Annotated in this window: 22 protein-coding genes; 10 read left to right on the top strand and 12 right to left on the bottom strand. The window is 66.8% G+C overall.

Features of this window, described 5'->3' with window-relative positions; all coding sequences use genetic code 11:
• The first annotated feature begins 206 nt into the window (after positions 1-206).
• Together QFZ33_RS02445 and QFZ33_RS02440 are read left to right on the top strand one after the other, a co-directional pair.
• Positions 207-890: a hypothetical protein gene (locus QFZ33_RS02445; RefSeq protein ID WP_307024544.1), complete on the top strand. Its 684-nt coding sequence runs from the start codon at positions 207-209 to the stop codon at positions 888-890.
• Positions 891-1,004: 114 nt separating this feature from the next.
• Entirely contained in the window at positions 1,005-1,814 is an 810-nt protein-coding gene (locus QFZ33_RS02440; protein ID WP_307024542.1) for a YcnI family copper-binding membrane protein, read from the top strand.
• A gap of 3 nt (positions 1,815-1,817) precedes the next feature.
• Here the strand turns inward: QFZ33_RS02440 and QFZ33_RS02435 are convergent, their stop codons facing one another.
• Both QFZ33_RS02435 and QFZ33_RS02430 read right to left on the bottom strand, forming a co-directional pair.
• A complete protein-coding gene (locus QFZ33_RS02435) occupies positions 1,818-3,002 on the bottom strand; it encodes a beta-ketoacyl-[acyl-carrier-protein] synthase family protein (protein ID WP_373427325.1) in 1,185 nt (394 codons plus the stop codon).
• A 128-nt stretch (positions 3,003-3,130) separates the two neighbouring features.
• A complete protein-coding gene (locus QFZ33_RS02430) occupies positions 3,131-4,744 on the bottom strand; it encodes a peptide chain release factor 3 (protein ID WP_307024538.1) in 1,614 nt (537 codons plus the stop codon).
• 398 nt (positions 4,745-5,142) lie between these two features.
• On the opposite strand from QFZ33_RS02430, the gene disA reads away from it, so the two are divergent.
• The gene (disA, locus tag QFZ33_RS02425) at positions 5,143-6,219 is read left to right on the top strand and encodes a DNA integrity scanning diadenylate cyclase DisA (protein WP_003799779.1); all 1,077 of its coding nucleotides are present in this window, start codon (positions 5,143-5,145) and stop codon (positions 6,217-6,219) included.
• Positions 6,220-6,235: 16 nt separating this feature from the next.
• Here the strand turns inward: disA and QFZ33_RS02420 are convergent, their stop codons facing one another.
• Complete coding sequence (locus tag QFZ33_RS02420; RefSeq protein WP_307024536.1) at positions 6,236-6,961, bottom strand: hypothetical protein; 726 nt, start codon at positions 6,959-6,961, stop codon at positions 6,236-6,238.
• 161 nt (positions 6,962-7,122) lie between these two features.
• Here QFZ33_RS02420 and QFZ33_RS02415 point away from each other — a divergent pair, with 161 nt between their 5' ends.
• The 3 genes from QFZ33_RS02415 (at position 7,123) to QFZ33_RS02405 (ending at position 9,209) form a co-directional block, all read left to right on the top strand.
• Positions 7,123-7,575: a hypothetical protein gene (locus tag QFZ33_RS02415; protein WP_307024534.1), complete on the top strand. Its 453-nt coding sequence runs from the start codon at positions 7,123-7,125 to the stop codon at positions 7,573-7,575.
• Between the two features lie 165 nt (positions 7,576-7,740).
• Complete coding sequence (locus tag QFZ33_RS02410) at positions 7,741-8,577, top strand: A/G-specific adenine glycosylase (protein WP_307031619.1); 837 nt, start codon at positions 7,741-7,743, stop codon at positions 8,575-8,577.
• A gap of 134 nt (positions 8,578-8,711) precedes the next feature.
• The gene (locus QFZ33_RS02405) at positions 8,712-9,209 is read left to right on the top strand and encodes a hypothetical protein (protein ID WP_307024533.1); all 498 of its coding nucleotides are present in this window, start codon (positions 8,712-8,714) and stop codon (positions 9,207-9,209) included.
• A 16-nt stretch (positions 9,210-9,225) separates the two neighbouring features.
• On the opposite strand, the gene dhaM is transcribed toward QFZ33_RS02405, so the two are convergent.
• The 3 genes from dhaM to dhaK are packed head-to-tail and all read right to left on the bottom strand — an operon-like array spanning position 9,226 to position 11,644.
• Positions 9,226-10,017: a dihydroxyacetone kinase phosphoryl donor subunit DhaM gene (dhaM, locus tag QFZ33_RS02400; protein ID WP_307024531.1), complete on the bottom strand. Its 792-nt coding sequence runs from the start codon at positions 10,015-10,017 to the stop codon at positions 9,226-9,228.
• On the bottom strand, positions 10,014-10,640 hold the full coding sequence (gene dhaL / locus QFZ33_RS02395; RefSeq protein WP_307031617.1) for a dihydroxyacetone kinase subunit DhaL: 627 nt from the start codon (positions 10,638-10,640) through the stop codon (positions 10,014-10,016). Before dhaL ends, dhaM begins: the two co-directional genes overlap by 4 nt.
• A gap of 2 nt (positions 10,641-10,642) precedes the next feature.
• A complete protein-coding gene (gene dhaK, locus QFZ33_RS02390) occupies positions 10,643-11,644 on the bottom strand; it encodes a dihydroxyacetone kinase subunit DhaK (RefSeq protein WP_307024529.1) in 1,002 nt (333 codons plus the stop codon).
• A gap of 302 nt (positions 11,645-11,946) precedes the next feature.
• Here dhaK and QFZ33_RS02385 point away from each other — a divergent pair, with 302 nt between their 5' ends.
• Positions 11,947-13,344, top strand: coding sequence for a glycosyltransferase family 2 protein (locus QFZ33_RS02385; protein ID WP_307024527.1), 1,398 nt, complete (start codon positions 11,947-11,949; stop codon positions 13,342-13,344).
• Positions 13,345-13,346: 2 nt separating this feature from the next.
• Complete coding sequence (locus tag QFZ33_RS02380) at positions 13,347-13,607, top strand: hypothetical protein (RefSeq protein ID WP_307024524.1); 261 nt, start codon at positions 13,347-13,349, stop codon at positions 13,605-13,607.
• On the opposite strand, the gene QFZ33_RS02375 is transcribed toward QFZ33_RS02380, so the two are convergent.
• The 6 genes from QFZ33_RS02375 to lysS all read right to left on the bottom strand — a co-directional run bounded on the left by QFZ33_RS02375 (position 13,594) and on the right by lysS (position 21,621).
• Positions 13,594-14,112 carry an amino-acid N-acetyltransferase gene (locus QFZ33_RS02375; protein WP_194717972.1) on the bottom strand — a complete coding sequence of 173 codons (519 nt, stop codon included), beginning with the start codon at positions 14,110-14,112 and terminating at the stop codon, positions 13,594-13,596. The two genes, QFZ33_RS02380 and QFZ33_RS02375, sit on opposite strands and share 14 nt — an antisense overlap.
• Before the next feature lie 37 nt (positions 14,113-14,149).
• Positions 14,150-16,270 (bottom strand): S9 family peptidase, encoded by a 2,121-nt coding sequence (locus QFZ33_RS02370; protein ID WP_307024522.1) that lies wholly within the window; start codon positions 16,268-16,270, stop codon positions 14,150-14,152.
• Between the two features lie 177 nt (positions 16,271-16,447).
• Entirely contained in the window at positions 16,448-18,940 is a 2,493-nt protein-coding gene (locus QFZ33_RS02365) for an ATP-dependent Clp protease ATP-binding subunit (RefSeq protein WP_307024519.1), read from the bottom strand.
• A gap of 489 nt (positions 18,941-19,429) precedes the next feature.
• Positions 19,430-19,756, bottom strand: a complete 327-nt coding sequence (locus QFZ33_RS02360; RefSeq protein WP_214857685.1) for a histone-like nucleoid-structuring protein Lsr2 — start codon at positions 19,754-19,756, stop codon at positions 19,430-19,432.
• Positions 19,757-19,894: 138 nt separating this feature from the next.
• A complete protein-coding gene (locus QFZ33_RS02355; RefSeq protein ID WP_214857686.1) occupies positions 19,895-20,080 on the bottom strand; it encodes a hypothetical protein in 186 nt (61 codons plus the stop codon).
• 2 nt (positions 20,081-20,082) lie between these two features.
• Positions 20,083-21,621 carry a lysine--tRNA ligase gene (lysS, locus tag QFZ33_RS02350; protein WP_307024514.1) on the bottom strand — a complete coding sequence of 513 codons (1,539 nt, stop codon included), beginning with the start codon at positions 21,619-21,621 and terminating at the stop codon, positions 20,083-20,085.
• Positions 21,622-21,758: 137 nt separating this feature from the next.
• Between lysS and QFZ33_RS02345 the strand changes: the two genes are divergently transcribed.
• Both QFZ33_RS02345 and QFZ33_RS02340 read left to right on the top strand, forming a co-directional pair.
• A complete protein-coding gene (locus QFZ33_RS02345; protein ID WP_307024512.1) occupies positions 21,759-22,700 on the top strand; it encodes an alpha/beta fold hydrolase in 942 nt (313 codons plus the stop codon).
• Between the two features lie 60 nt (positions 22,701-22,760).
• Positions 22,761-23,597 carry an alpha/beta fold hydrolase gene (locus tag QFZ33_RS02340; RefSeq protein WP_307024510.1) on the top strand — a complete coding sequence of 279 codons (837 nt, stop codon included), beginning with the start codon at positions 22,761-22,763 and terminating at the stop codon, positions 23,595-23,597.
• Positions 23,598-23,609 lie beyond the last annotated feature (12 nt).

Below are 23,609 nucleotides of genomic sequence, written 5' to 3'. Positions count from 1 at the left end.
CAGCGGTCCTTTCCGGAAGATCGACGGGCAGAGCGGAGGTCACAGCAATTCTACGGTCCGGCCCCCCGCCGCTGCTGCTACGGGACCACCATTCCGGGGCGCGCCCAAACCGGTAACAAACCCGGCCTAGGCCCAAGGTTTTCCCACGCTGCCGTATCTACGGTCGGAGGTGTTACAGCAGCTCCGGGCCTGCGAGGGAGGCACCGATGGAACTCCGAGGTTTCCTCCACCTCTTCCGCGCGGCCCTGGTCACCGCGGTGGCGGTCTCTCTGGCCGCCGCCGGCCACGTGCTGGGTGGTGGCCATCCTCCGGACATCGGGACAGTGGCCGTGACGGCAGCAGTCCTGTTGGCCCCGGCCGTCTGGCTCGCGCGGCGGCAGCTGTCGTTCGCTGTCCTTTTCGCGCTGCTCGGCGCCGGCCAGCTGACGCTGCACATGGCCTTTGCAGCTTTCTCCCCCGGTGCTTCCTGCCTGCCCCAACTGCCCCTGCCCCAACTGCCCCTTGCCCAGCCGCCGCTTGCCCAGCTACCCAGCGGCCTGACACCGCTGGCCGGCAGTTCGACGCACTACGGGCATGGGAGCCTGAACTGCACGGCGGCAGTGGAAACCTTGGCCATGGACGACGGCGCCAACTCGCCCGCCATGCTGGCAGGCCACCTTGTCGCCATGCTGGCCACCGCCTGGCTGTTGCGGCGGGGCGAGGCCGCACTGTGGCAGCTCCTGGCGTGGCTCCAGCCGCTGGTGCAGCTCCCCCGGCCCGCCGGGTTCACGCCCGCCAGCCACCGCCCTGCAGCCTGGCCCACGGGTTTAGTAGCCGCCCAGTGCCGCAACCTGCGGCATGCCACTCTTCGGGGTCCGCCCCCGGTGACCCTCCCGCGCACGATTCAGTAACTTTCCTGCGTATGGCCATCGAGCCTGCGGCGGGGGTGCCGGGACGCTGCCTGACCATCCATCACCCCCGCTGCCCCCGGCGTGAGCGCGGCAGCACCCGCGAAAGGCCCCGTCATGACCACCTCAACAAACCGTGCTGCGAAGTCCCGAGCCCCGAAAACTTCTGCCTCGAAATCCTCCGCACTGAAAAATTCTGGCCTGAAAACCGTCACCGTCGCAGCGGCGGCGGCCAGTCTCATGGTCCTGGGTGTCGGCTCAGCATCCGCCCACGTCCACGTGGACCCGGCCACAACCTCGGCCGGGGCCTTCTCGCAGCTGACCTTCAGGGTTCCCAGCGAGTCCGCTACCGCCAAGACCACCAAAGTCAGCGTCACGCTGCCCACGGCAACGCCGTTCACCTCCGTTTCGGTCAAGCCCATGGACGGCTGGACAGCGAAGATCACCGAGGCGGCCCTGCCCGCACCCGTCACCGTGGAAGGGGCCAAGGTCACCAAGGCCGCCGCCACGGTCACCTGGACCGCCGACGCGGCCCACCAACTCGGCCCGCATGAGTACCAGACGTTCTCCATCTCCGTCGGCCGACTTCCGGAAACCGGGACGACCGTGGCCCTGCCCGCGGCACAGACCTACTCCGACGGAACGGTGGTGAACTGGAACCAGCCCGAAACCGCCGGCCAGCCCGAGCCCGAGCACCCGGTCCCGTCGTTCGTCACCACCGCGGCCGCGGACGAACATTCCCATGCGGCACCCGCTGCCTCGGCGGCCCCGGCCGCAGACAGGACAACTGCAGAAACGGCGGCGGCGGCGTCGACCACCCCGGTCGCGGCCTCGCCTGACAACACGTTCGGCATCGTCGGCCTCGGCGCGGGCCTGCTCGGCCTGGCTGCCGGGACCGCGGCACTGGTGCGGACCAGGAAGCCGTGAGGTTTAGGCGCGGGTGACCACGAGCGCCGCGCTGTGCCCGCCGAACCCGAAGGCATTGACGAGCCCCGCCGTTGCGGTGCTGCCGCTGACGGTACCGGTGATGACGTTGAGCTCCACCTCGGGGTCAAGGGCGTCCACGTTGTAGGTGCCGGGCAGGTTGCCGGTCCGGAGGGCCTGCAGCGTGGCGATGGCGGCAAGAGCTCCCGCTCCGCCGAGCAGGTGCCCGGTGAGCGACTTCGTGGAGGTCACCGGGACTTGGTCACCGGCAATGGTCTTGATGGCCTGCGCCTCCAGCCGGTCGCCCACGGGCGTCGAGGTGGCGTGCGCGTGCACGAATCCGATGTCCGTCCCGCGGAGGCCGGCGGAGGCAAGGGCCTTCTCCATGACCCGCACCTGCATGTCCGGATCGGCTGCCACGATGTCGTTCGCGTCCGAGGTCACGGCTGCCCCGGCTATGCCGCCCAGCACTTCCGCACCCCGGGCACGTGCGTGGTCCTCACTCTCCAGCACCACGATCCCGGCGCCCTCGGACAGGACGAACCCGTCGCGGTCCCGGTCGAACGGCCGCGAAGCCCGCTCCGGATCGTCGTTGCGCGTGGAGAGCGCCCGGATCTGGGAAAAACCGCTGATGATCAGTTCATTGACGGAGGCATCAACGCCGCCGGCAATTACGACGTCGGCGGCCCCGGACCTGATCATTTCGGCACCTTGGGCAATTGCCTCGGCCCCGGACGCACAGGCGCTGACCGGAGTGCGTGCCCCGCCGTTGGCGCCGAGGTCGATCGAAACCCACGCCGATGGTCCGTTTACCATGAGCCGGGTCAGAGTGTGCGGCGAAACCTTGCGCGGGCCGCCCTTGTCCAGTTCCCTGACCTGTGCGAGCACGGTATCCATGCCGCCGTAGGCCGACCCGATCACGACGGCCAACCGCTCCGGTTCGACGCTCGGCTTCCCCGCCTGCTCCCAGGCTTCGCGGGAGGCAACGAGTGCCAACTGCCCGCAGCGGTCCATCCGCTTCAGCTCGCGGGTGCTCAGGAATGCGCCCAGGTCGGCCGTGACCCGGCCGGCGATGCGCACCGGCAGGGCTTCAGCCCAGCCGTCCTGCAGCGCCGCGATGCCCGAGCGCCCGGCCAGCATCGCTTCCCACGTCTCCGCCACGGTGGCCCCGAGCGGGTTCATCGAACCCATGCCGGTCACGACGACACTGGTTGATCCTGTAACAGGTGTTACGGCAGACTGCTGGTTTGTGGTCACGGCGATACCTTGCTTCGTTGGTTGGGAGACCGTTCGGGAACCGGAGCCCCGCGTTGGCACAGTTACTTTGCGGGGTTGTGCGTCCCGATAGGTACCAGCGTGAGGTCCGGATGGTTCTTCTCGATGCGGCGCAGGGCCCAGACGTCATTGAAGAGGGCCAGGTATTCGCCGTCGGACCGCAGCAGCACCTCGGCGCCCGGCACGTTGGCCAGCGCCGGCATGGCGTCCGCCGTCGTGATCCTGGCCATGGAGTACGGGAGGCGTTCCAGCCGCATCGGCGCGCTGAAGTCGTGCGCCATGCGGTCCTCCACCACTTCGAACTGCATGGGTCCGACGGCGGCAAGCACGGGCGCCTGGTCACCGCGGACGTCGGAGCGCAGCACCTGGATGACTCCCTCGTGCTCAAGTTGCTCGATGCCGCGGCGGAACTGCTTGAAGCGGCTGGGGTCCTTGGAACGGGCAACCTGGAAGTGCTCCGGAGCGAACAGCGGAATGGCCGGGAACTCCACGGCTTCCTCAAGGAACAGGCTGTCGCCCACACGCAGCGAGGACGCGTTGACCAGACCCACGACGTCGCCCGGGTAGGCCTCGTCTATGACCTCGCGTTCCCGGCCGAAAACCTGCTGCGCGTACTTCGTGGCGAACGACTTTCCGGTGCGGGTCTGGGTGACCACCATGCCGCGCTCGAACACGCCCGAGCAGACGCGGATAAAGGCCACGTGGTCGCGGTGGGCCTTGTTCATGCCTGCCTGGACCTTGAAGACGAAGCCGGAGAACGGCGATTCGACGGCACGCGGGGTGCCCTCGATGTCAGGCCGGGGCGCAGCCGGCGGGGCGAAGTCCACCAGCGCGTCCAGAAGTTCCTTGACGCCGAAGTTCAGCGCCGCGGAGCTGAACAGGATCGGGGTGGCCTTGCCGGCGTGGAAGCTCTCGACGTCGAAGCCGAGGTTGGACTCGATAACCAAGCCAGCCTCGTCGACGGCGTCCGTCCAGTTGCGGCCCTGGCTTTCGGCCGCCTCTTCGGGAGTGAAGTACTCGGTGAGGGCAATGCTGGCACCGGCGTTGTTCCGCTGGAAACGCGCGAACCTGCCGTTGCGCAGGTCCCAGACGCCGCGGAAATCGCCGGAGATGCCCACGGCCCAGGTCAGGGGCATGGGCTGCAGCCCGGTGCGCTCCGTGATCTCGTCCATGAGGGCCAACGCGTCCAGGCCCGGGCGGTCCCACTTATTGATGACCGTGATGATGGGGAGGTTCCGCTGCTTGCAGACCTCGAACAGCTTCATGGTCTGCGTCTCAAGGCCCTTGGCCGCGTCCACCAGCATCACGGCGCAGTCGACGGCGGCGAGCACGCGGTAGGTGTCCTCGGAGAAGTCGGCGTGCCCGGGGGTGTCCAGCAGGTTGATCACGGTGTCCCGGTAGGAGAACTGCAGGGCAGCCGAGCTGATGGAGATGCCGCGGTCCTTCTCCATCTGCATCCAGTCCGAGACCGTCTCCTTGCGGTTGGCCTTGCCGCTGGAAGCGCCAGCGGTGCCGATCACCTTGGCGTGCAGGGCGAGGGCCTCGGTAAGCGTGGACTTGCCGGCGTCCGGGTGGGAGATGACGGCAAACGTCCGGCGGCGGGAGGCCTGCTTGTGGATCTCGTGCACTCGGGCGGGGCTCTGCACTTCTTGGGACACGGTGCTACTTTCACTGCGATCCGCGGGGGATCCTGGTTGGAAAATCTGGAACGGCCTGGAAAAGTCTCCGTGGCATCAGATGGCGACATCAGATGCTCCGAAAATCCGGCGGCCGGGTGGCGGCCGAACCTGCCAGCCAAGGCTTCAAGTTTATCGCAGGGGCGGAATCCGCACCGAAGGCGGCTAAAAGTGCCCCTCAGCCAGCGGCCGTCTGACGCACTCCGGATGCGTGTTCCGCAGGTCCCCGACGGGGCACTTTGAGGCTTGCCCGTGCGGTTGCTGGGGTAATCTACCTCTAGGATGGTGCATGCGGGAAACCGAGTACTTTTGATCCTGCCGGCGGACTAGTGAAAACCGGCAAACCTGCAGGACCGCCTGCACCTTTGAAGGGAATATCTATGGCTCGCAGCCCTGAAGAATCGCTCAAAGCGACTTTGGGGAGGGTGGCCCCGGGGACCGCGTTGCGGGACGGCCTGGAACGCATTCTCCGCGGACGCACCGGCGCGCTGATCGTGTTGGGCTCGGACCGGACCATCGACTCGATCTGTTCCGGCGGCTTCGACATCGGCATCGACTTCTCGCCCACCAGGCTCCGCGAACTGGCCAAAATGGACGGCGCAATCATCTGCGACAGGGATGCCGGCAACATCCTGCGGGCGGCCGTCCAGCTGGTGCCGGACCCAAGCATCGAAACCCAGGAATCCGGCACCCGCCACCGGACCGCCGAACGCGTCGCCATCCAGACCGGCGTGCCGGTGATCTCGGTGAGCCAGTCCATGCAGATCATCGCCTTGTACGTCAACGGGCTGCGGCATGTGCTCGAGGGCTCCGAAAAGGTCCTGGCCCGCGCCAACCAGGCCCTGGCCACGCTGGAACGCTACCGTTCGCGGCTGGACCAGGTGACCAGCTCGCTCTCCGCCCTGGAGATTGAGGCCATGGTGACGGTCCGCGATGTGGCCGTGACCCTGCAGCGCCAGGAGATGGTGCGCCGGATCTCCGAGGAGATCTCGCAATATGTGCTGGAGCTCGGCGAGGACGGCAGGCTGCTGTCCCTCCAACTGGACGAGCTCACGGTCGGCCGCGGCCCGGGCAGCGACATCATCATCCGCGACTATGCCGGGCCGAACGCATCTCCCGAAGACATCGACGGCGCGGTCAGCGCGCTCCTCAACCTCGGCCCAACCGAACTGATCGACCTCAGCAAGATCGCGGGGATCATCGGCTTCGCCGGCGGCGTGGACACCCTCGACGCCGTGGTGCAGCCGCGGGGCTACCGGCTCCTGTCCGGACTCAAGGCCGTTCCGAAAGCTGTCGCGGACAGGCTGGTGGACCACTTCGGCGGGCTGCAGTACCTCATGGCTGCGACCATTGACGACCTGATGACCGTGGACGGCATCGGCGACCAGCGTGCCCGCACGGTCCGCGAGGGCCTCAGCCGGATGGCCGAAGCCAGCCTGCTGGACAGGTTCCTCTAATTCCCAACGGGCAGCGTCAGCTGAGCTGGAAGACTGTCGGCGGGCTGACCTTGGCGCCAAGCTTCGCGATGAACACGTAGTACCCGCTGCCGGCAACCGATCCGTCCGGCACCTGCCCGCAGCCCTGCACGGAACGGTTTCGCGGCCACGGGAAGTTCGCCGTTTCGCTCTTGCCGGGCGCGATGGTCTTGACGAGGTCGGTAGTGGCAGCCTGGCAGTCGGCGGATGAGAAGACGCGGTCCGAGCCGCTGGTGATCAGGAAGTCCATCTGCGAGGTGCCGATGTTCACCTTGCAGGGAAGCTTTCCGCCGTTGGTGACCGTGAGGCTCAGCACCGGCTTCTCGTCTGCGGCGTAGGACGTCTTGTTGGTGGCCGCCTTGACCGTCACGAGCTTCTGTTCGCACGTGGGCGAGGCGGATGGAGTTGCAGAAGGGCTTGACGACGGCGTTGCCCCAGGCTGCGCGGCGCCTGTGCCCTGCGTTGAGGAACCCTGCGTGGAGTCCTCTGCGGAGACCTGCTGGGCGCCGCCGAGGAGGCTGGTAACCGTTGCGACCCCGCCGCCGATCAGGCCCAGGACCAGCAGCAGCGCCACTCCGGCAAAGAGCCGACGGCGGCGGTACACGGCCGGGCTCGGCTTGCGCCCTGCGCGGGGCGCTGTTTTGCCGGCTGCTGTTGTCTGTGCCGCCGGTTTCGGTGACCGGTTCCGGCCCGCGCCGGAGTTCGGAGTGTCTTGCCTGCCCATCCTTCTAGGCTAAGTAACAGGGGGCTTTCTGCGGCCCCACCACGCCGCCCCGGCCCCACCATGTCCAATTCGTGACTCAAATTCGGGTGACAACTGTCAGCACACTTACTAAAATTGAATCCCGGTTACCATTTACCGGGCCGAGTTGGAGAGGACCACTGATGGTAGATCACGTGTCTGGCGGTCACCTCGAACGCGTTCTTCTGCCCCTGACGTTTGGCAAACATCAGAGCCAGGGGACCGAGTTCACGGTGCTTGCGGTTGAGATCTGGAACACCGGCATAGTGGTGAACCTGCACCTCGCATCAGTCAATGAAGACGTGCCGCACAACCCCGAAATCGTCGTCCATGACCACTTCGGCACAGAGTACAAGCTGGATGAGGTGGCCACCGTCGGCTCCCGCCAACTGCAGTTCTTTGCGCCCTCAATACCGGAAGGAACACGCAGCCTGACCATCCGCTCCGTTGATGACCCTGACAGCGCCAGCTTCGTGGTGGCCCTGGCTGTTCCGGCAGTCAACGGCCGCGGCGGTGAAACCGTGCACGGCCATGTGCGGCGGTTGCCTGCCCGGCGGGAGGGGCTGCCGCCCAGCGAGCAGCAGGAGGCCAGCTGACGGCATCCACCGGGAACCGCCGTCTGGGTTTTCAACTAGAGTGTTGGCATCAAAACCATAGCCGACTTCCCCGACCTGACAGACGTCCACTCCTCGTTGGAGGACTGGTTCGACGCCGAAGCCCGGGATTTGCCGTGGCGCTCGCCCGACTGCCCGCCTTGGGGCGTGCTGGTCAGCGAGATCATGCTGCAGCAGACCCCCGTGGTTCGTGTGCTGCCGGTCTGGGAAGAGTGGCTGCGACGCTGGCCGGAGCCTGCAGCGCTGGCACGGGAACCCGCCGGTGAAGCGGTCCGCGCCTGGGGCCGGCTGGGCTATCCGCGGCGCGCGCTCAGGCTGCATGGTGCTGCAGTCGCCATCGAAGGCGAACACGGCGGCAGGGTCCCGCAGGACTACGCCGAGCTGCTCGGACTCCCGGGCGTGGGCAGCTACACGGCGGCCGCCGTCGCCGCTTTCGCCTTTGGGCGTCGCGAGACGGTGGTGGACACCAACATCCGCCGCGTCCACGCGCGGCTCTTTTCCGGGTCCGCCCTGCCCGCCCCGGCCCTGACGGCCGCGGAGATGCGGCTTGCCGCGGAACTGCTGCCGTCCGACGCCGGCAGTTCCGTCCGCTGGAACGCTTCGGTCATGGAGCTGGGGGCGCTGGTGTGCACGGCACGGGCACCCAAGTGCGCCGCCTGCCCCGTACGAGACCGGTGCGCCTGGCTCGCCGCCGGCGAGCCGCCGCCGGCATACACGCCCAAGGGCCAGGCATGGCACGGCACGGACCGCCAGGTCCGAGGCGGCGTGATGGCCGTCCTCCGGCTGGCGGACGCGCCGGTGCCGGCGGAGATGTTCCAGCAAGCCCCCGCCGACCTCGGGTTCGACGCCGCCGGCATCGGCGTGCCGCTGGCCGCCCTGCACCGGCTGAACTGCGCGCCGGAGCAGCTGGAACGGGCGCTGGAGGGCCTCCTGGAGGACGGCCTCGCCGAACTGCACCAGGGCGGGTACCGGCTGCCCGCCTGAGCGGCCCCGTCCAGGTCGCCTCCGCACGGATTTTTGGTCTCAATTTGGCACCCGCCAGCGTGTCCGGATAACGATGAGGGCGCCAGTTTTGGCCCGACCGGGTCCCCTTCGGGACGCCGGATCTACGCTGAGGTATGGGCAAGACAGGGGTACTTTTGGCCACAATCACGACGACGGCACTCCTTTCGGGGTGCCATGCTTTCGAGGCGGCGTGTCCGGCAATTGCCCAGGCGTCAGGGGTCGCGGTCACGGTGGCCGCAGGCTACGCGCCCGAGGTGAAGACGCTTCGTTTGAAGGCCTGCCAGGACGGCAAGTGCAAAGAGGACACGCTTCAGCTCGTAGCGGGCTCCGTGCCGGTTGATCTGGGCTGCGCCGATGATTCCAGGCCCGATGCCGTGTGTTCGGCAACGTCCAGGCCGGACGGCACGCAGCGGGGAATGCTGAATCTGGACACGCTGGGCGAGTCCCCGATCGACGTCACGGCCAGCGGGCGGTACGCCAACGGCAAGCCGTTGCCCGTGCGCACGCTGAGCTTTGCCCCAAGGGCCAGCTACCCGTTTGGCGAGCAATGCGGACGGTTTGTCTCGGCGTCCGTGGTGCTGGATGCGGCGGGCCTCAGGCAGGACAGGTAGCCTGGCCTGAACCGGCTCAGGGTTCCCCGAAACCGTCCTCGACCAGCCCCGCCACATACGCCACGGCCCGCTCGGCGTCGGGTCCGTACGCTTCCACGTGCAGTACCGATCCCTTGCCGGCTCCCAGTGTCATCAGCCCGGTCATGGAGGCGCCGTCCACTCCGTTCACGGTCACGTCCGCGTCCAGCCCGGATAGGCCGCCTGCTATCTTGGCGGCTGGCCGCGCATGCATGCCTGCGAGGTTTACGAGCTCGAAGTCGCCGGTGGCATCCGGGGCGGCTACGGCCGCCGGTTCTCCCGCTGCCGCTTCTTGCGCTGCCGGGGCGGCGTTTACAGCGTGGCCGCCCGCGGTTTGCCCCGCGGGCTGCATTCCGGGCTCCTCCCCGGCAGTGGCAGCAGCCATGTGATTCTGTGCCTTGGCCCGCGACGCGGGATAGCCATGGGTGGCCTCGGCTGCATGCCGGACAGCATGAACGCTGGCTCCTCCCTGGGCCGCCACCGCTGCCGCCACGAGGCCCTCGATGATCGGGGCGTCAGCTAGGAGCACGGTGCCGCTGCCCTCGGCGAATTCCATTGCTGATTCCGCGGTCATCACGGCCGAGCCCAGATCGGTCAGCACCACTACGCCGTCGCCTCCGGCAGCGGTTTCCAAGGCCGCCATCACCTTTTCCATGCTGGTTCCGATCCGGCCGTCGGACGTTCCACCGGCCGGAACCATCATCACGTCCGGTGCCATCTGGGCCGCGAGTTCCACGGCGCCGTCGGCAATCTTGTCACTGTGCGAAACCACCACGATCCGCACCGTCATGCGGCGGCTCCCGCAGCTGCGCGGAGGATGAGGGCACTTGAGGCGGCTCCGGGGTCCCGGTGGCCGGCGCTTCGCTCCCCGAGGTAGCTGGCCCTGCCCTTGCGCGCCACCAGCGGATCAGTCGCCACGGCGCCGGCCTCGGCAGCCTCCGCCGCGGCGATCAGGACTGCCAGCGTGTCGCCGTCGGCCGCTGCCGCTGCGGCTGCGTCAACGGCAGGGGTCCAGGCGTCAACCATCGTCTTGTCGCCCGCCTCGGCCTTCCCCCTGGCCACGATGCCGTCCCGCGCCGCTGCGAGTGCTGCAGCGAGCGCTGCGGCGTCGATGTACGCGGCATCGCCCAGCGTGGTTGCGGCCCGCAGGAATGCCGTGCCGTAGAGCGGGCCCGCAGCCCCGCCGACCTTAGACATCAAAGCCATGGCCGTCAGCTTGAGCGCTGCGCCAGGGGTCTCGGGAGGACTTTCAGCGAGCTTGTCGAGCACCGCCTGGAAGCCGCGGTCCATGTTTTCGCCGTGGTCAGAGTCGCCGATGGCCCTGTCCAGCTCGATTAGCTCCACCCTGTGCTCCGCCATCGCCTGGGCGGACAGCGTCAGCCATTTGACGGCCCAGGTCACGTCCAGCGCCACCGCTACACGCCCCATCGCAGGGCCGGCGTGTGCACAGGCGCATCCCAGAGGGCCGTCATCTCGTCGTCAAGCCGCAGTACCGAGATGGAACAGCCCTGCATCTCGAGGGACGTGATGTAGTTCCCCACCAGGGAACGCTCCACTGAGAGGCCCCGCTCCGCCAGGATCTGGGCGGCCCGGCGGTAGACGATGTACAGCTCGCTCAGCGGCGTTCCACCCATGCCGTTGACGAACAGGAGCACTTTCTCCCCCGACGCGGCTCCGAGGTCGCTGAGGATCGGTTCCAGCAGGCGGCTGGTGATGCCGTCGGCGTTTTCCATGGCGATCTTGTGCCGCCCCGGCTCGCCATGGATCCCGATGCCGATTTCGATCTCGTTGTCCTCGAGGTCGAAGCTCGGAGAACCGGCATGGGGCACCGTGCAGGCCGAGAGCGCAACGCCCATGGTCCGCACGTTTTGGTTCACGCGGTCACCGGTGGCCGCCACTGCATCGAGGTCGTCGCCGCGCTCGGCTGCGGCCCCGGCAATCTTCTCCACCAGGACTGTGCCGCCCACTCCCCTGCGGCCGGCCGTGTACAACGAATCCTCCACCGCGACGTCGTCATTGACCAGCACGGTGCGGACTTCAACGCCCTCGGCCTGCACCATCTCGGCCGCAGTCTCGAAGTTCAGCACGTCGCCGGTGTAGTTCTTGACGATATGGACCACCCCGGCCCCGGAGTTCACCGCGAGTGTGGCCGGAATGATCTGGTCGGGGGTCGGGGAGGTAAAGACCGCGCCGGGCACAGCGGCGTCGAGCATACCGCGTCCCACAAAGCCGGCGTGGAGCGGTTCATGCCCGCTGCCACCGCCGGACACCAGGCCGACTTTGCCGGCAACGGGGGCGTCCTTTCGAGTGACGTACTTCGGATCGGCGCTAACGGTCACTAGGTCTGCATGGGCTAAACCGAATCCCTCCACGGATTCATCCACAACAGCGCGGGGGTCATTGATGAGCTTTTTCACGGCCGGCTCCTGGGCTCTCGGTGCTTCATTGACATCGGTCAGGATGTGCTTTGACCCTACTACCGGCACCTGCTGCGCGGTAGTTCTGAAATGGCGGAAGGGACAGCCCCCAATGCTGTCCCTTCCGGTTCCCAAGAGTTTATCCAGCAAATTTATAAAAGGAAAGGAGTGTTACGCGGCGACTTGAGCGGATCTTGATCAGTTTCAGCGGCAAAACCGAGAAGGCGCTGCAACGATTGCCGGGTCAGGTCGTCGACCACGTTAAACCGCACCGGATGGAGTGAGCCATCAAGCCCCAACGCATGCTGCAGAAAACCGCCGGGGTGCTAATCGCCGCGGCGGCGATAGGCACAGCCGCACTTCTGTGGCTCGCCGTTACCGCCACCGTCCCGGCGGCGGTAATCGCCCCCAGCAGGGGAATGCTGCTGGGTATCTGGGGCGTGCTTTATGTGGCCGAAGCCCCCGCGCCCTGGTTGCTGACGACGGCGATCGCCGTCGCCTTCGTGCTCGTTGCCGGAATCGCGCTGGCCGATAGGCACATTTCTCTGAAGTCGCGCCGTTCAGCAAACCCGGGACAGCCACTGGCACCGCGCCTCGTCATGGCGAAGACCAGGGGCGTTTACGCCGGAGCTGTCACGCTCACTGTCCTCATCCCGGCGCACAACGAAGCCGCGTCCCTGCCTTCGACACTTGCATCGCTGCTCGCCCAGCCGCAGCCGCCGCAGCGGATCATCGTCGTGGCGGACAACTGCACCGACGCCACGGCAGACATTGCGCGCGCGGCCGGAGTCGAAGTTCTGGAGACGGTGGGCAACAGCCAAAAGAAAGCCGGAGCCCTTAACCAGGCACTGAAGCAGCTGCTCCCCGGACAGGGCGACAACGATCTTGTGATGGTGATGGACGCCGACACCCTGCTCGACGACGGATTCCTGGCCTGCGCCGTCGAGTACTTCACGCGGGACAGGGCGCTCATGGCCGTCGGCGGCCTCTTTTACGGCGAACAGGGCCACGGGCTGCTCGGCCAGTTCCAGCGCAACGAATACATCAGGTACGCCAGAGACATGAGGCGCCGGCTGGGCCGGGTTTTCGTGCTCACGGGAACCGCATCGGTCTTCCGGCCAGCTGCCCTGCGGGCCGTGGCGGAGAACCGCGGAAAGTCGCTGCCAGGCGTGACAGGGGGTGTCTACGACACCTGGGCGCTCACTGAGGACAATGAGCTGACCATCGCCCTGAAATCGCTCGGCGGCCTTATGGTCTCACCGTCGGAGTGCGCAGTGGTTACCGAGCTCATGCCAACGTGGCGGACGCTCTGGGCCCAGCGCCTGCGGTGGCAGCGCGGTGCCCTGGAAAACCTGGGGGCATATGGCCTGACTCCGCCGACAGGACGGTACTGGGCGCAGCAGTTCGGCCTCGGTTACGGCGTCATCGCCCTGAGCTCCTATCTGCTGCTGATTCTCCTGACGGTGCTGGCACTCGACACGTGGATCTGGTTCCCCTTCTGGCTGGGGCTGGGCCTGCCTTTCTCCTTTGAACGGGTGGTCACTGTCTGGCGCGGAGGCTGGCCTGCACGCTTCCTGGCCCTGACCGTCGTCCCGGAACTGTTGTTCGACATGTTCCTCAACGTGGTCTACGTGAAGGGCATCATCGACATGTCTGCAGGCCGGGAGGCCAGCTGGAAGCACCTGGCAAAGGGGTGCTGAGCATGATTGCAGCAGCAGTTCCCGCGGGCGTTCTTCTGCCCGAGTCGCTGCTTTTCACCGACTGGTTCCGCGTCATGGCGGCCTTCGTGGCGGTGAACACGGTGATGTACGCCGCGCTGGCCGTGGCCAAGGTCCTCCCGAAGCTGCAGCTGCCGGACTGGAGGCGCGGCCAGCGAGCCGAGCCCCGCGGCATCTACCCGGACGGGCAGGCTGAACCGGAATCCAGCCTCGCGGAGATCGGGGCGGGCTCTAGAGAGCCTTGATCATCCGCGTATTGCCCAGCGTGTTGGGCTTCACGCGCGCAAGATCCAGGAATTCCGCCACGCCTTCGTCATGCGAGCGCAGCAGCTCGGAGTACACCTGCGGATCCACTGCCGATTGGTCCGCCATGACCTCGAAGCCGTGCCGCTTGAAAAAGTCCACCTCGAAGGTCAGGCAGAACACCCGCGACACGCCCAGCGCCGCGGCCTGCTTCAGGAGACTCTCGACGAGGACGTGCCCCACTCCCCTGCCGCGCCAGGCATCCGAGGCGGCAAGGGTGCGGACTTCTGCGAGATCCTCCCACATGACGTGCAGGGCGCCGCAACCGATAACCTCGCCGGCTGCCGACTCAGCTATCAGGAACTCCTGCAGGCTCTCGTAATAGGCCACCGTCTCCTTGGCCATCAGTATTCGCTCTTCCGCCAGCGGCGCCACCAGTTTCTTGATGGCAGCCACATCACTGGTCCGGGCAGGGCGAACGGTGAAGGAGTCAGTCACAGCCCCCATCTTACGGCGACGGCCGCGGTCGCCTCCGGCTCGAAGATCACAGGCCCAGATCCGCCGGCAGCTCGATGTCCTTGCCGAGGACGTTCCTGGCCAGGAAGTGTTCAACCACGCCGTACCAGACCTTGGCATGCTGCGGCTGCAGGATCCAGTGGTTCTCGTCAGGGTAGAAGAGGAACCGGTGGCTCGTCTGCCCGTTCTCGTCGGACGCGAGCTGAGACTTGGAGAGCAGTTCGTACCAGAGCCGCAGGCCCTCCCCAATGGGTACCCGGTAGTCCTTGTCGCCGTGGATGACCAGCATGGGCGTCCGGATCTTCTCGACGTGCAGGTGCGGGGAGTTCTCCAGCGTCATCTCCGCCGTCATCTCCTTGAGCCAGTACTGCGACGCGTCGGTGGTGGGCCCGAACTGGTCCAGCGCCCACAGGCTGGCATGGGTGACGATCGCCTTGAAGCGGTCCGTCTGCCCGGCCACCCAGTTGGCCATGTAGCCGCCGAAGGAGCCGCCCATCGCGGCGGTGCGGCTTTCGTCGATGTCCGGCCGCTGCACCACCGCATCCGTGATGGCCATGAGATCCGTGAACGGCGCCTTGCCCCAGCCACCCCAGCCCCGCTGGATGTATTCCTGGCCGTAGCCCGTGGACAGGGCGGGGTCCGGCAGCAGGACAGCGTAGCCGCGGGCCGTGAGCAGCCACGGGTTCCAGCGCCAGGTCCACGCGTTCCAGGAACCCAGCGGACCGCCATGGATCCACAGCAGCAGCGGCGCCGGGCTCTCGGCGGAGGCCCCGGCTGGCAGGGCCAGGTAGGCGGGCACGCGGGTGCCGTCGGCCGCCGTCGCCTCCACCCGCTCCAACGACCCCTCGGTTTGCGGCCGTTCTGCCGGGGACGGCAGCCGCATCACATCCCCGCTGGCGAGGTCGATCCGGACAGGCTCGGCGGGGAACTCATATGAGCTCCGCAGCGCATAGGCGCTGCGGCCGTCGGGTGAAACGACGACGTCGGTGTAGGCCGCCGCATCCGGCGTCACCCGGGTGACGCTCCCCCGGGCGGCAGCTGCCGCAACGCTGACGCTGAAAACCGGCGACGCGCCGTCGTCGTCTGCCGTGACCAGGAGGGCAGAGCCGTCCGGGAGCCACGCTTCCGGGTGGGGCCAGCGGTCCCATGCTTGTGCCAGGGGCTGCAAGTCCTCCGGACCGGCTTCCCCGGAGACATCGAGGAGGTGCAGCCTGACCTGCGGCGCCTGCTGCGGCTTTGTATCGCTTTCACTGACCACGGCGAGCAGGCCGCCGTCGGGGCTGACCGGGCCGGGAAAGAAGTTGAGGCCTTCCTCGTCGAGGAGGACCCGCTGAGTGCCGGTGGCGACGTCAACGGCCACGAGGACCGAGCGCAGGTCCGCCTTCGGCAGCGGCTTCACCAGGCTCGTGTAGATGGTCTTTCCGTCCGGGCTGACCACCGATACGGCTTCCCGGAGGCGGGAGCCCGCCTCGGGGGTGAGGTTGCGCAGGGTGAGGGGCGCGGCGCTGTCCACGGTGGCGGGCCTGCCGGGTTCCGGCTCGGGCCCCAGTTCCACTGCGAAGAGCCGCGGCTGGGCAGGGCCTAGGTCCGCGTCCCAGTACCGCACCGGATACTCGCTGTGCAGGATGGCCGCCACCTTGTTGTCCTTGCGGCTCTTGCGGCGCTCGGCGTCGGCCTCCTCGTCGCTGGAGCCGGCAAGAACGGACGCGGTGACGAAGGCCGCGTTTGCGTCCCTGGCCGCCATGACCTTGTCCACGCCGCCAGCCCGCGACAGCACCACGCGGGCCTCGCCGCCATCAGCGGGGAGCACCCAAAGCGCACTGACGGGATCCCCGTCGGCCTCCCTATCCGGATCCGGCCGGGCGGACGTGAAGTAGACGTCTCCGTTGGCCGCGAACGCAGCGCCGGCTTCGCCCTTGGCGCTGCGGGTGATCCTACGGGCCTGCTTCTCGCCCGCCGGGTCCAGCTCCCACAGCGCCGTGCCGTAATCGGTGCCCTTGCTGTTGAGCGTGGCGACCGTGGTTACCAGCCGCTGGCCGTCTGGGCTGAGGGCCAGGCCACTGACACGCGGGATCGCCAGGTAGTGGTCGAGGTCGTGGAAAGGGGTCGCCGGTTGCTCACGCAGGATCGCTGCATCATCAGAAGACATGTGACGATTCAACACCCCCTGTGCCCTGGATCACAGAAGGGTTCACTATTGGTGAACCAGTACGTTCCACGCCTCTTTTCCCAGCGGGAGCGCAAGCAAGAGGCCCCGCCTGCTCCCTTTCGGGAGCTGGCGGGGCCTCTTGGCGCTGGAGTGCGGCTGGCGGTGAGGCGCCCAGAGCTAGGCGCTCGGGGCGATTTCCGGGATGCGCGGCTTGGCGTTGCCGGCGAAGGTGAACTTCGCGTCGTCGCCTTCGCCGTCCACATCCACCACCACGATGTCGCCGGGGTGCAGTTCGCCGAAGAGGATCTTCTCGGAAAGCTGGTCCTCGATCTCGCGCTGGATGGTGCGGCGCAGCGGCCGGGCGCCCATGGCGGGATCGTAGCCGCGGGTGGCCAGGAGCACCTTGGCTGCCTTGGTCAACTCGATGCCCATGTCCTTGTCCTTGAGGCGCTTCTCCAGGCGGATCACGAACAGGTCCACGATCTCGATGATCTCGTCCTGCGTCAGCTGCGGGAACACCACGACGTCGTCAACACGGTTGAGGAACTCGGGGCGGAAGTGCTGCTTGAGCTCCTCCGTGACCCGGGCGCGCATCCGGTTGTAGCCGGTCTGGGTGTCCGTGCCGGACTGGAAGCCGGTGGCGACGCTCTTGGAGATGTCCCGGGTTCCGAGGTTCGTGGTCATGATGATCACGGTGTTCTTGAAGTCCACCACGCGGCCTTGGGAGTCGGTCAGGCGGCCGTCTTCCAGGATCTGCAGCAGCGAGTTGAAGAGGTCCGCGTGGGCCTTTTCAACTTCGTCGAACAGGACCACGGAGAACGGACGGCGGCGGACCTTCTCGGTCAGCTGCCCGCCCTCTTCGTAGCCGACGTAGCCGGGAGGGGCACCGAAGAGACGCGACACGGTGTGCTTCTCGGAGTACTCGGACATGTCCAGGGTGATGAGGGCGTCCTCTTCACCGAACAGGAACTCCGCGAGGGCCTTGGCGAGCTCGGTCTTGCCGACGCCGGTGGGGCCGGCGAAGATGAACGAGCCGCCCGGGCGCTTCGGGTCCTTCAGCCCTGCACGGGTGCGGCGGATGGCCTGGGACAGCGCCTTGATGGCCTCGTTCTGGCCGACGACCCGCTTGTGCAGCTCGTCTTCCATCTTCAGCAGGCGCGAGGATTCTTCCTCGGTCAGCTTGAAGACCGGAATACCCGTGGAGTTCGCGAGGACTTCGGCGATCAGGTCCTCGTCCACCTCGGAGATGTCGTCCATGCCGCCGGTCTTCCAGTGGCGTTCCTTCTCGGAGCGCTCGGTGATCAGCTTCTGCTCCTTGTCGCGCAGCGCGGCAGCACCTTCGAAGTCCTGCGCATCAATCGCAGACTCCTTCTCCATCTTTAGCTCGGAGATGCGTTCGTCCATCTCCTTGAGCTCCGGCGGAGCGGTCATGCGGCGGATGCGGAGCCGGGCGCCGGCTTCGTCGATGAGGTCGATCGCCTTGTCCGGCAGGAACCGGTCCGAGATGTAGCGCTCGGAGAGGTTCGCGGCCGAGGCGAGGGCACCGTCGGTGATGGTGACGCGGTGGTGCGCCTCGTAGCGGTCCCGCAGGCCCTTGAGGATCTCGATCGCGTGCGCAACCGAGGGCTCCTTGACCTGGATGGGCTGGAAGCGGCGCTCGAGGGCGGCATCCTTCTCGATGTGCTTGCGGTACTCGTCCAGCGTGGTGGCACCAATGGTCTGCAGCTCGCCGCGGGCCAGCATCGGCTTCAGGATCGAGGCCGCGTCGATGGCGCCTTCGGCGGCACCGGCACCCACGAGGGTGTGGATCTCGTCAATGAAGAGGATGATGTCACCGCGGGTGCGGATTTCCTTGAGGACCTTCTTCAGGCGCTCTTCGAAGTCACCACGGTAGCGGGAGCCGGCCACGAGGGAGCCAAGGTCCAGCGTGTAGAGCTGCTTGTCCTTGATGGTCTCCGGCACGTCGCCGCGCACGATCGCCTGGGCCAGGCCCTCCACGACGGCGGTTTTTCCGACGCCGGGCTCGCCGATCAGCACGGGGTTGTTCTTGGTGCGGCGGGAAAGGACCTGCATGACGCGTTCCATTTCCTGCTCGCGTCCGATCACAGGGTCCAGCTTGTTCTCGCGGGCAGCCTGCGTCAGGTTCCGGCCGAACTGGTCCAGCACGACAGAGCCGGCGGGGGTACCCTCTGCCTGGCTCTGGCCGACGCCGGCACCGGTGGTCTCTTTGCCCTGGTAGCCGGACAGCAGCTGGATGACCTGCTGTCGGACCCGGTTCAGGTCGGCACCGAGCTTCACCAGCACCTGGGCTGCCACGCCCTCACCCTCCCGGATGAGTCCCAGCAGGATGTGCTCCGTGCCGATGTAGTTGTGGCCGAGCTGCAGGGCTTCGCGCAGCGAGAGCTCAAGCACCTTCTTTGCACGCGGCGTGAAGGGGATATGGCCGGAGGGAGCCTGCTGGCCCTGGCCGATGATCTCCTGCACCTGCTCGCGGACGCCGTCGAGCGAAATGCTCAAGGACTCAAGAGCTTTGGCGGCAACACCCTCACCCTCATGGATCAGACCCAAGAGGATGTGTTCGGTACCAATGTAATTGTGGTTCAGCATGCGTGCCTCTTCTTGGGCAAGCACAACTACGCGACGGGCACGGTCCGTAAATCGCTCAAACATTTCGCCACACTCCTAGCTACGACGTACTTTGATGCTACGTGGGGGAAGCCTGACTTGGGGAGCTTGTTCGCCACAGGGGAAACCGGGGGCCTTGTGAAGGTCCACGCAGCTGCCGTATCAGCCTTGCGGCGCGATGCCGGAGAGGGCCTAAATAGTATCCGGGTGCCACCAGTGCACCATTTACTGTTTCCCTTGACAGGGTGTTGGAAATCACCCGGTGCGGAATGCTCCAAAGAGCCCCGATTAGCTTGCACGCCGCTGACGTAAAAGCGGCCGGATTGCCGAGGGGCACGATTCCCCGCGGGAGAGCATTGTCAGATTCCGCTGACCGGCGGACTCGATTGCCCGCATAGCCGGCGGTTCCGATTAGCGGCGGCTCTTATAAATGGGGGTGGCACGGGCCGTTAAAGCGCAGCGCCCCCGTCAACCGGGGGCGCCACACATATGTTCAGAACGTTTTTTGCCTCAACTGGTTGTCAGGGCACCGGGCTAAGAATTGGCCTTTTGGTAAGCTTCCTGGATTTCTGCCTGAATACGGCCGCGCGCGTTTACGGTGTAACCGTGATCCCGCGCCCACTGGCGTATCTGGGCAGAGTCCTGGTTGCGTCCACCCGATGCCTTGGCACGGGCAGGCCGGCCGCCGGACGTTTTGCGGCCGGCTGAAACAAAGCGTTCCAGTGACGACCGCAGTTCTGAAGCATTGGCCGAGGACAGGTCAATTTCATAACCGACGCCATCCAGGCCGAAGCGAACGGTTTCGTCCGCAGATCCCCCATCCAGATCGTCCACGAGGACGATATTGACTTTCTGTGCCATCAAGAATCTCTCTTTTGGAAAGGACGTGTAATCAGAAAAGCAGGATGTTTCCACCTGAAGTATCTCCCCCAATAAGGCAACGCGTCAAAACGCGCAATGGTTCCTTGGGGATAACCGAGTGATGTTAAAAGTGGCCTGTTATTTGTCTGATTTAGTTGGCGGCTCGGAGGAATCATCTCCGGCTGCCGCCTGCGCGTCGGCTTCAGCCTGTGCGCGGGCTTCGGCCTGGCGTTCGGCCTTGTCCGCGTTAAAGATCGACTTCATGGCAAACCAAAAGAGCAGGCCAACCACCAGCGAGGGCAGCAGCACGGCGACGTAGTCCATCATCAGTGGCCTTCGGGCTTGAGGAGGGGGAAGAGAATCGTTTCGCGGATACCGGCACCGGTAAACAGCATGACCAGGCGGTCGATGCCCAGGCCAATGCCGCCCATGGGCGGCGCACCGTATTCCAGGGCGCGCAGGAAGTCCTCGTCCAGCTGCATGGCCTCGACGTCGCCGGCTGCTGCGTGCATGGACTGCTCGGTGAGGCGTTCGCGCTGGATGACCGGGTCAATGAGCTCGGAGAACGCGGTGCCGCGTTCCATGCCGCCGATGATCAGGTCCCAGGCCTCGATCAGGCGGCCGTCTTCCCGGTGCGGGCGGGCCAGCGGCTGGGCGGACGGCGGGTAGTCGTAGACAAACGTGGGGTTCAGCAGGGTGGGTTCCACGATTTCGCCGAAGAGTTCCACGGCCAGCTTCTCGGCGTCCCACTTGGGATCGACCTTGACATCGTGCTTCTCGGCCACGGCGCGCAGCTCCTCGACCGTGGTGTCCGGGGTGATCTCCTGGCCCACTGCCTCGGAAAGCCCCGGGTACACGGCCACCCAGGCCCAGTCGCCGTCGAGGTTGATCTCCCCGGCTTCGGTCTGGAGCACGCGTCCCACACCCACGGCGTCCGCGGCGTCCAGGATGATCTCCTTGATGCGCTCCGCCATGACGAACTGGTCCGCCCAGGCTTCGTAGCACTCAAGCGTGGTGAACTCCGGGCTGTGGGTCGAGTCCACGCCCTCGTTCCGGAACACGCGGCCCATGTCGTAGACGCGGTCGATGCCGCCCACGACTGCGCGCTTGAGGTACAGCTCGGTGGCGATGCGCAGCGTCATCTTCTGGTCGAACGCGTTCATGTGCGTCTCGAACGGCCGGGCCAGGGCGCCGCCGTGGACCAGCTGCAGGATGGGCGTTTCCACCTCGACGTAGGTGTGGCGGAACAGGGTCTCGCGGATGGAGCGGGTGATGGCGGCGCGGGTGTAGACCATCTCGCGCGCTTCGTCGCGGACCATCAAGTCCACGTAGCGCTGGCGGACGCGGGTTTCCTCGTTGAGTTCGGCGTGCAGCACCGGCAGCGGGCGGAGCGCCTTGGAAGCCATGGACCACGATTCGGCCATGACGGAGAGTTCACCGCGGCGGGAGGAGATGACCTCGCCCCTGATGAAAACGTGGTCGCCCAGGTCAACCAGGGCCTTCCAGTCGGCGAGGGCCTCTTCGCCCACGTTCGCCAGGCTGAGCATGGCCTGCAGCCGGGTGCCCTTGCCGTCCGTGCCGCCTTCCTGCAGCGTGGCGAAGCACAGCTTGCCGGTGTTCCGGACAAACACCACGCGGCCGGTGACGCCGACGACGTCGCCGGTGGTCTCGTCGGCCTGCAGGTGGGCGTACTTTTCGCGGACCTCGCTGAGCGAGTGCGTGCGCTCAACACCCACCGGGTACGCCTCCGACCCGCGTTCGATCAGCTTGGCGCGCTTGTCCATGCGGATGCGCATCTGTTCGCTGGCGTCGAGCGGTTCTGGGGCGTTCTTGGGGGCGGGGGTGTTTTGGGAAGTCACAGTCATCAAGTTTACCGGGACTTCCCGCCTCGGAGTTCGGGACTTCCCACCTTGGAGTTTTTGCCCCGATATTCGGACTTAGGGGCCATTTAGGCGCGGTATCTGTACAAAAACTCCGGAGAGGCGGGGCATAGACTCGGGCTGTGGAGACCTGGACAGTTGAGACGGACGACGAGGGCAGCCGGCTTGAGGTGCACTCGTTCAGGCCCGCTACCCTCACCCGCGCCGACGGCGGCACCATTGGTGGCAGCACCTCCCCCGATGGTGACACGCCCCCGGTGACGGCGCCCGGCGTCGTTGTCATCCACGGAACATTGGTGACCGACGCGCTGTACCGGCCGTTCGCCCGGAACCTGAGCCTCCTGCTGAGCCGGCCGGTGCACTGCTACAACCGCCGAGGCCGCGCCGGTTCCGCGCCGCAGCCGGACGATTATTCGGTCAAGACCGAGATCCGGGACCTGGCCGCCGTGATGAAAGCAACGGGCTCGGAGGATGTGGTGGCGCACAGCTTCGGCGGCTTCGTGGCACTTCAGGCGGCACGCGACATGCCTTTGCGCAGGCTCGTCACGTACGACGCCGCGGTGTCCCTCTCCGGCAACCTGCACCACCGTTGGCGGCCGGAACTGGAGCAGGCCGTGACGGACGGGCAGCTCAACCATGCCTGGGCGCATCTGGTGCAGGGGCTGGCCACGGCAGGCCCGCTGTCGTACCTGCCCCTCGGCGCGCTGCGGATGCTCAGCATCATGTCAGCCCGGACCAACGTCGGTGCGGAAATGCGGGAGCTGCTGCCCACGGCCGTCAAGGAAATGCGGGCCGTGCTCGACGCCGACGCGGAGCTCGCGGATTTCACCGAACTGGCCACCCCCACCCTCATGCTCAGCGGCGGCTGGAGCCCCGGATACTTCGCCGACACCGGGCGGCAGCTTGCGTCGGCCGTGCCCGCGATCGACTTCGCGGTGGTTCCGGGCCAGCTGCACGAGGGGCCGATCCGGCCGGGCAAACGCCTGGCCATTCGGATTGCCCGCTTCCTGAACGGCACCGACGGGACCATCACTCCCCAGGGCAGGAAGCGCCGGCGCGGGTAGCCGCCGGCTGCCCGCAATGGCCGGCTGTCGGCACACGCCGGCCTCCGATAGGCTCGGAGCATGACTCGCGAGATCATCAGCACACCCGACGGCGGCAAGCTCGAGCTGTTCAGCACGGGCGAGGAGCTGGCCCCTGCCGGCTCCGGCGTGGTTGTGGTTACGGCCTCCATGGTGACGGCGGCGGACTACACCCGCTTCGCGCAGAAGCTCAGCGCCTCCCTCGGCCGGCCGGTGCACACGTTCAACCGCCGCGGCCGGGGCGCCTCCTCTGAACAAGCAGGCGACTACACCCTGGACGTCGACATCCGCGACCTCGATACGGTCATGAAGCACACGGACAGCACCGACGTCTTCGGCCACAGCTTTGGCGGGGCCGTGGCCCTGCACGCGGCCAGGACCCTGCCAGTGGAGCGGCTCGCCGTGTACGACCCCGCGGTCTCCGTCAACCACAGCGTCACGGCGGGCTGGACCACCGAATACGAACGGGCGACGGCGACCGGAGACGACGACCGCGCCCTCGCCGTCCTGCTCCGTGGGCTAGAGGCCGAGAGCGCCTTCTCCTCCCGCATGCCGCTGTCCATGATGACCCTCGCCAACAAGCTCACGGCGGGAACCACGGTGGGCAAGCAGATGCGCGAAATGATGCGCACCGGCGTCCGGGAGATCAAGGCAATCATTGCCGCGGACATGCCGGCCGAACCGTTCCTGGCGCTGCCGTTGGAGACGCTAATAATCGTCGGCGAGAAAAGCCCGGCCTACTTTGGCGTGGCCTGCGGCCAGATCCACGACGTCCTCTCCGGCTCCAGCTACACCATCCTGCCCGGCTTCGGGCACGACGGCGTCAACCGCGCCCCGGACAGGCTCATCACCGAGCTCAGCGACTTCTTCGCCGGCTAAAGCCCGCCCCGG

It is taken from the genome of Arthrobacter globiformis (genome assembly GCF_030815865.1).
In the GTDB taxonomy this organism is placed as follows: domain Bacteria; phylum Actinomycetota; class Actinomycetes; order Actinomycetales; family Micrococcaceae; genus Arthrobacter; species Arthrobacter globiformis_B.
The sequence above is the reverse complement of the archived record's forward strand: the minus strand, read 5'-3'. Positions and strand labels throughout refer to the sequence as shown.

Coding starts and splice junctions, on each gene's coding strand:
- QFZ33_RS02420 (WP_307024536.1), bottom strand. CDS start 6,961: ATGGGCAGGCAAGACACTCCGAACTCCGGCGCGGGCCGGAACCGGTCA.
- QFZ33_RS02405 (WP_307024533.1), top strand. CDS start 8,712: ATGGGCAAGACAGGGGTACTTTTGGCCACAATCACGACGACGGCACTC.
- QFZ33_RS02445 (WP_307024544.1), top strand. CDS start 207: ATGGAACTCCGAGGTTTCCTCCACCTCTTCCGCGCGGCCCTGGTCACC.
- dhaM (WP_307024531.1), bottom strand. CDS start 10,017: ATGACGGTGCGGATCGTGGTGGTTTCGCACAGTGACAAGATTGCCGAC.
- QFZ33_RS02375 (WP_194717972.1), bottom strand. CDS start 14,112: ATGGGGGCTGTGACTGACTCCTTCACCGTTCGCCCTGCCCGGACCAGT.
- QFZ33_RS02355 (WP_214857686.1), bottom strand. CDS start 20,080: ATGGACTACGTCGCCGTGCTGCTGCCCTCGCTGGTGGTTGGCCTGCTC.
- QFZ33_RS02385 (WP_307024527.1), top strand. CDS start 11,947: ATGCTGCAGAAAACCGCCGGGGTGCTAATCGCCGCGGCGGCGATAGGC.
- QFZ33_RS02380 (WP_307024524.1), top strand. CDS start 13,347: ATGATTGCAGCAGCAGTTCCCGCGGGCGTTCTTCTGCCCGAGTCGCTG.
- QFZ33_RS02435 (WP_373427325.1), bottom strand. CDS start 3,002: ATGGGTTCGATGAACCCGCTCGGGGCCACCGTGGCGGAGACGTGGGAA.
- QFZ33_RS02340 (WP_307024510.1), top strand. CDS start 22,761: ATGACTCGCGAGATCATCAGCACACCCGACGGCGGCAAGCTCGAGCTG.
- QFZ33_RS02360 (WP_214857685.1), bottom strand. CDS start 19,756: ATGGCACAGAAAGTCAATATCGTCCTCGTGGACGATCTGGATGGGGGA.
- QFZ33_RS02370 (WP_307024522.1), bottom strand. CDS start 16,270: ATGTCTTCTGATGATGCAGCGATCCTGCGTGAGCAACCGGCGACCCCT.
- QFZ33_RS02415 (WP_307024534.1), top strand. CDS start 7,123: ATGGTAGATCACGTGTCTGGCGGTCACCTCGAACGCGTTCTTCTGCCC.
- QFZ33_RS02365 (WP_307024519.1), bottom strand. CDS start 18,940: ATGTTTGAGCGATTTACGGACCGTGCCCGTCGCGTAGTTGTGCTTGCC.
- disA (WP_003799779.1), top strand. CDS start 5,143: ATGGCTCGCAGCCCTGAAGAATCGCTCAAAGCGACTTTGGGGAGGGTG.
- lysS (WP_307024514.1), bottom strand. CDS start 21,621: ATGACTGTGACTTCCCAAAACACCCCCGCCCCCAAGAACGCCCCAGAA.
- QFZ33_RS02440 (WP_307024542.1), top strand. CDS start 1,005: ATGACCACCTCAACAAACCGTGCTGCGAAGTCCCGAGCCCCGAAAACT.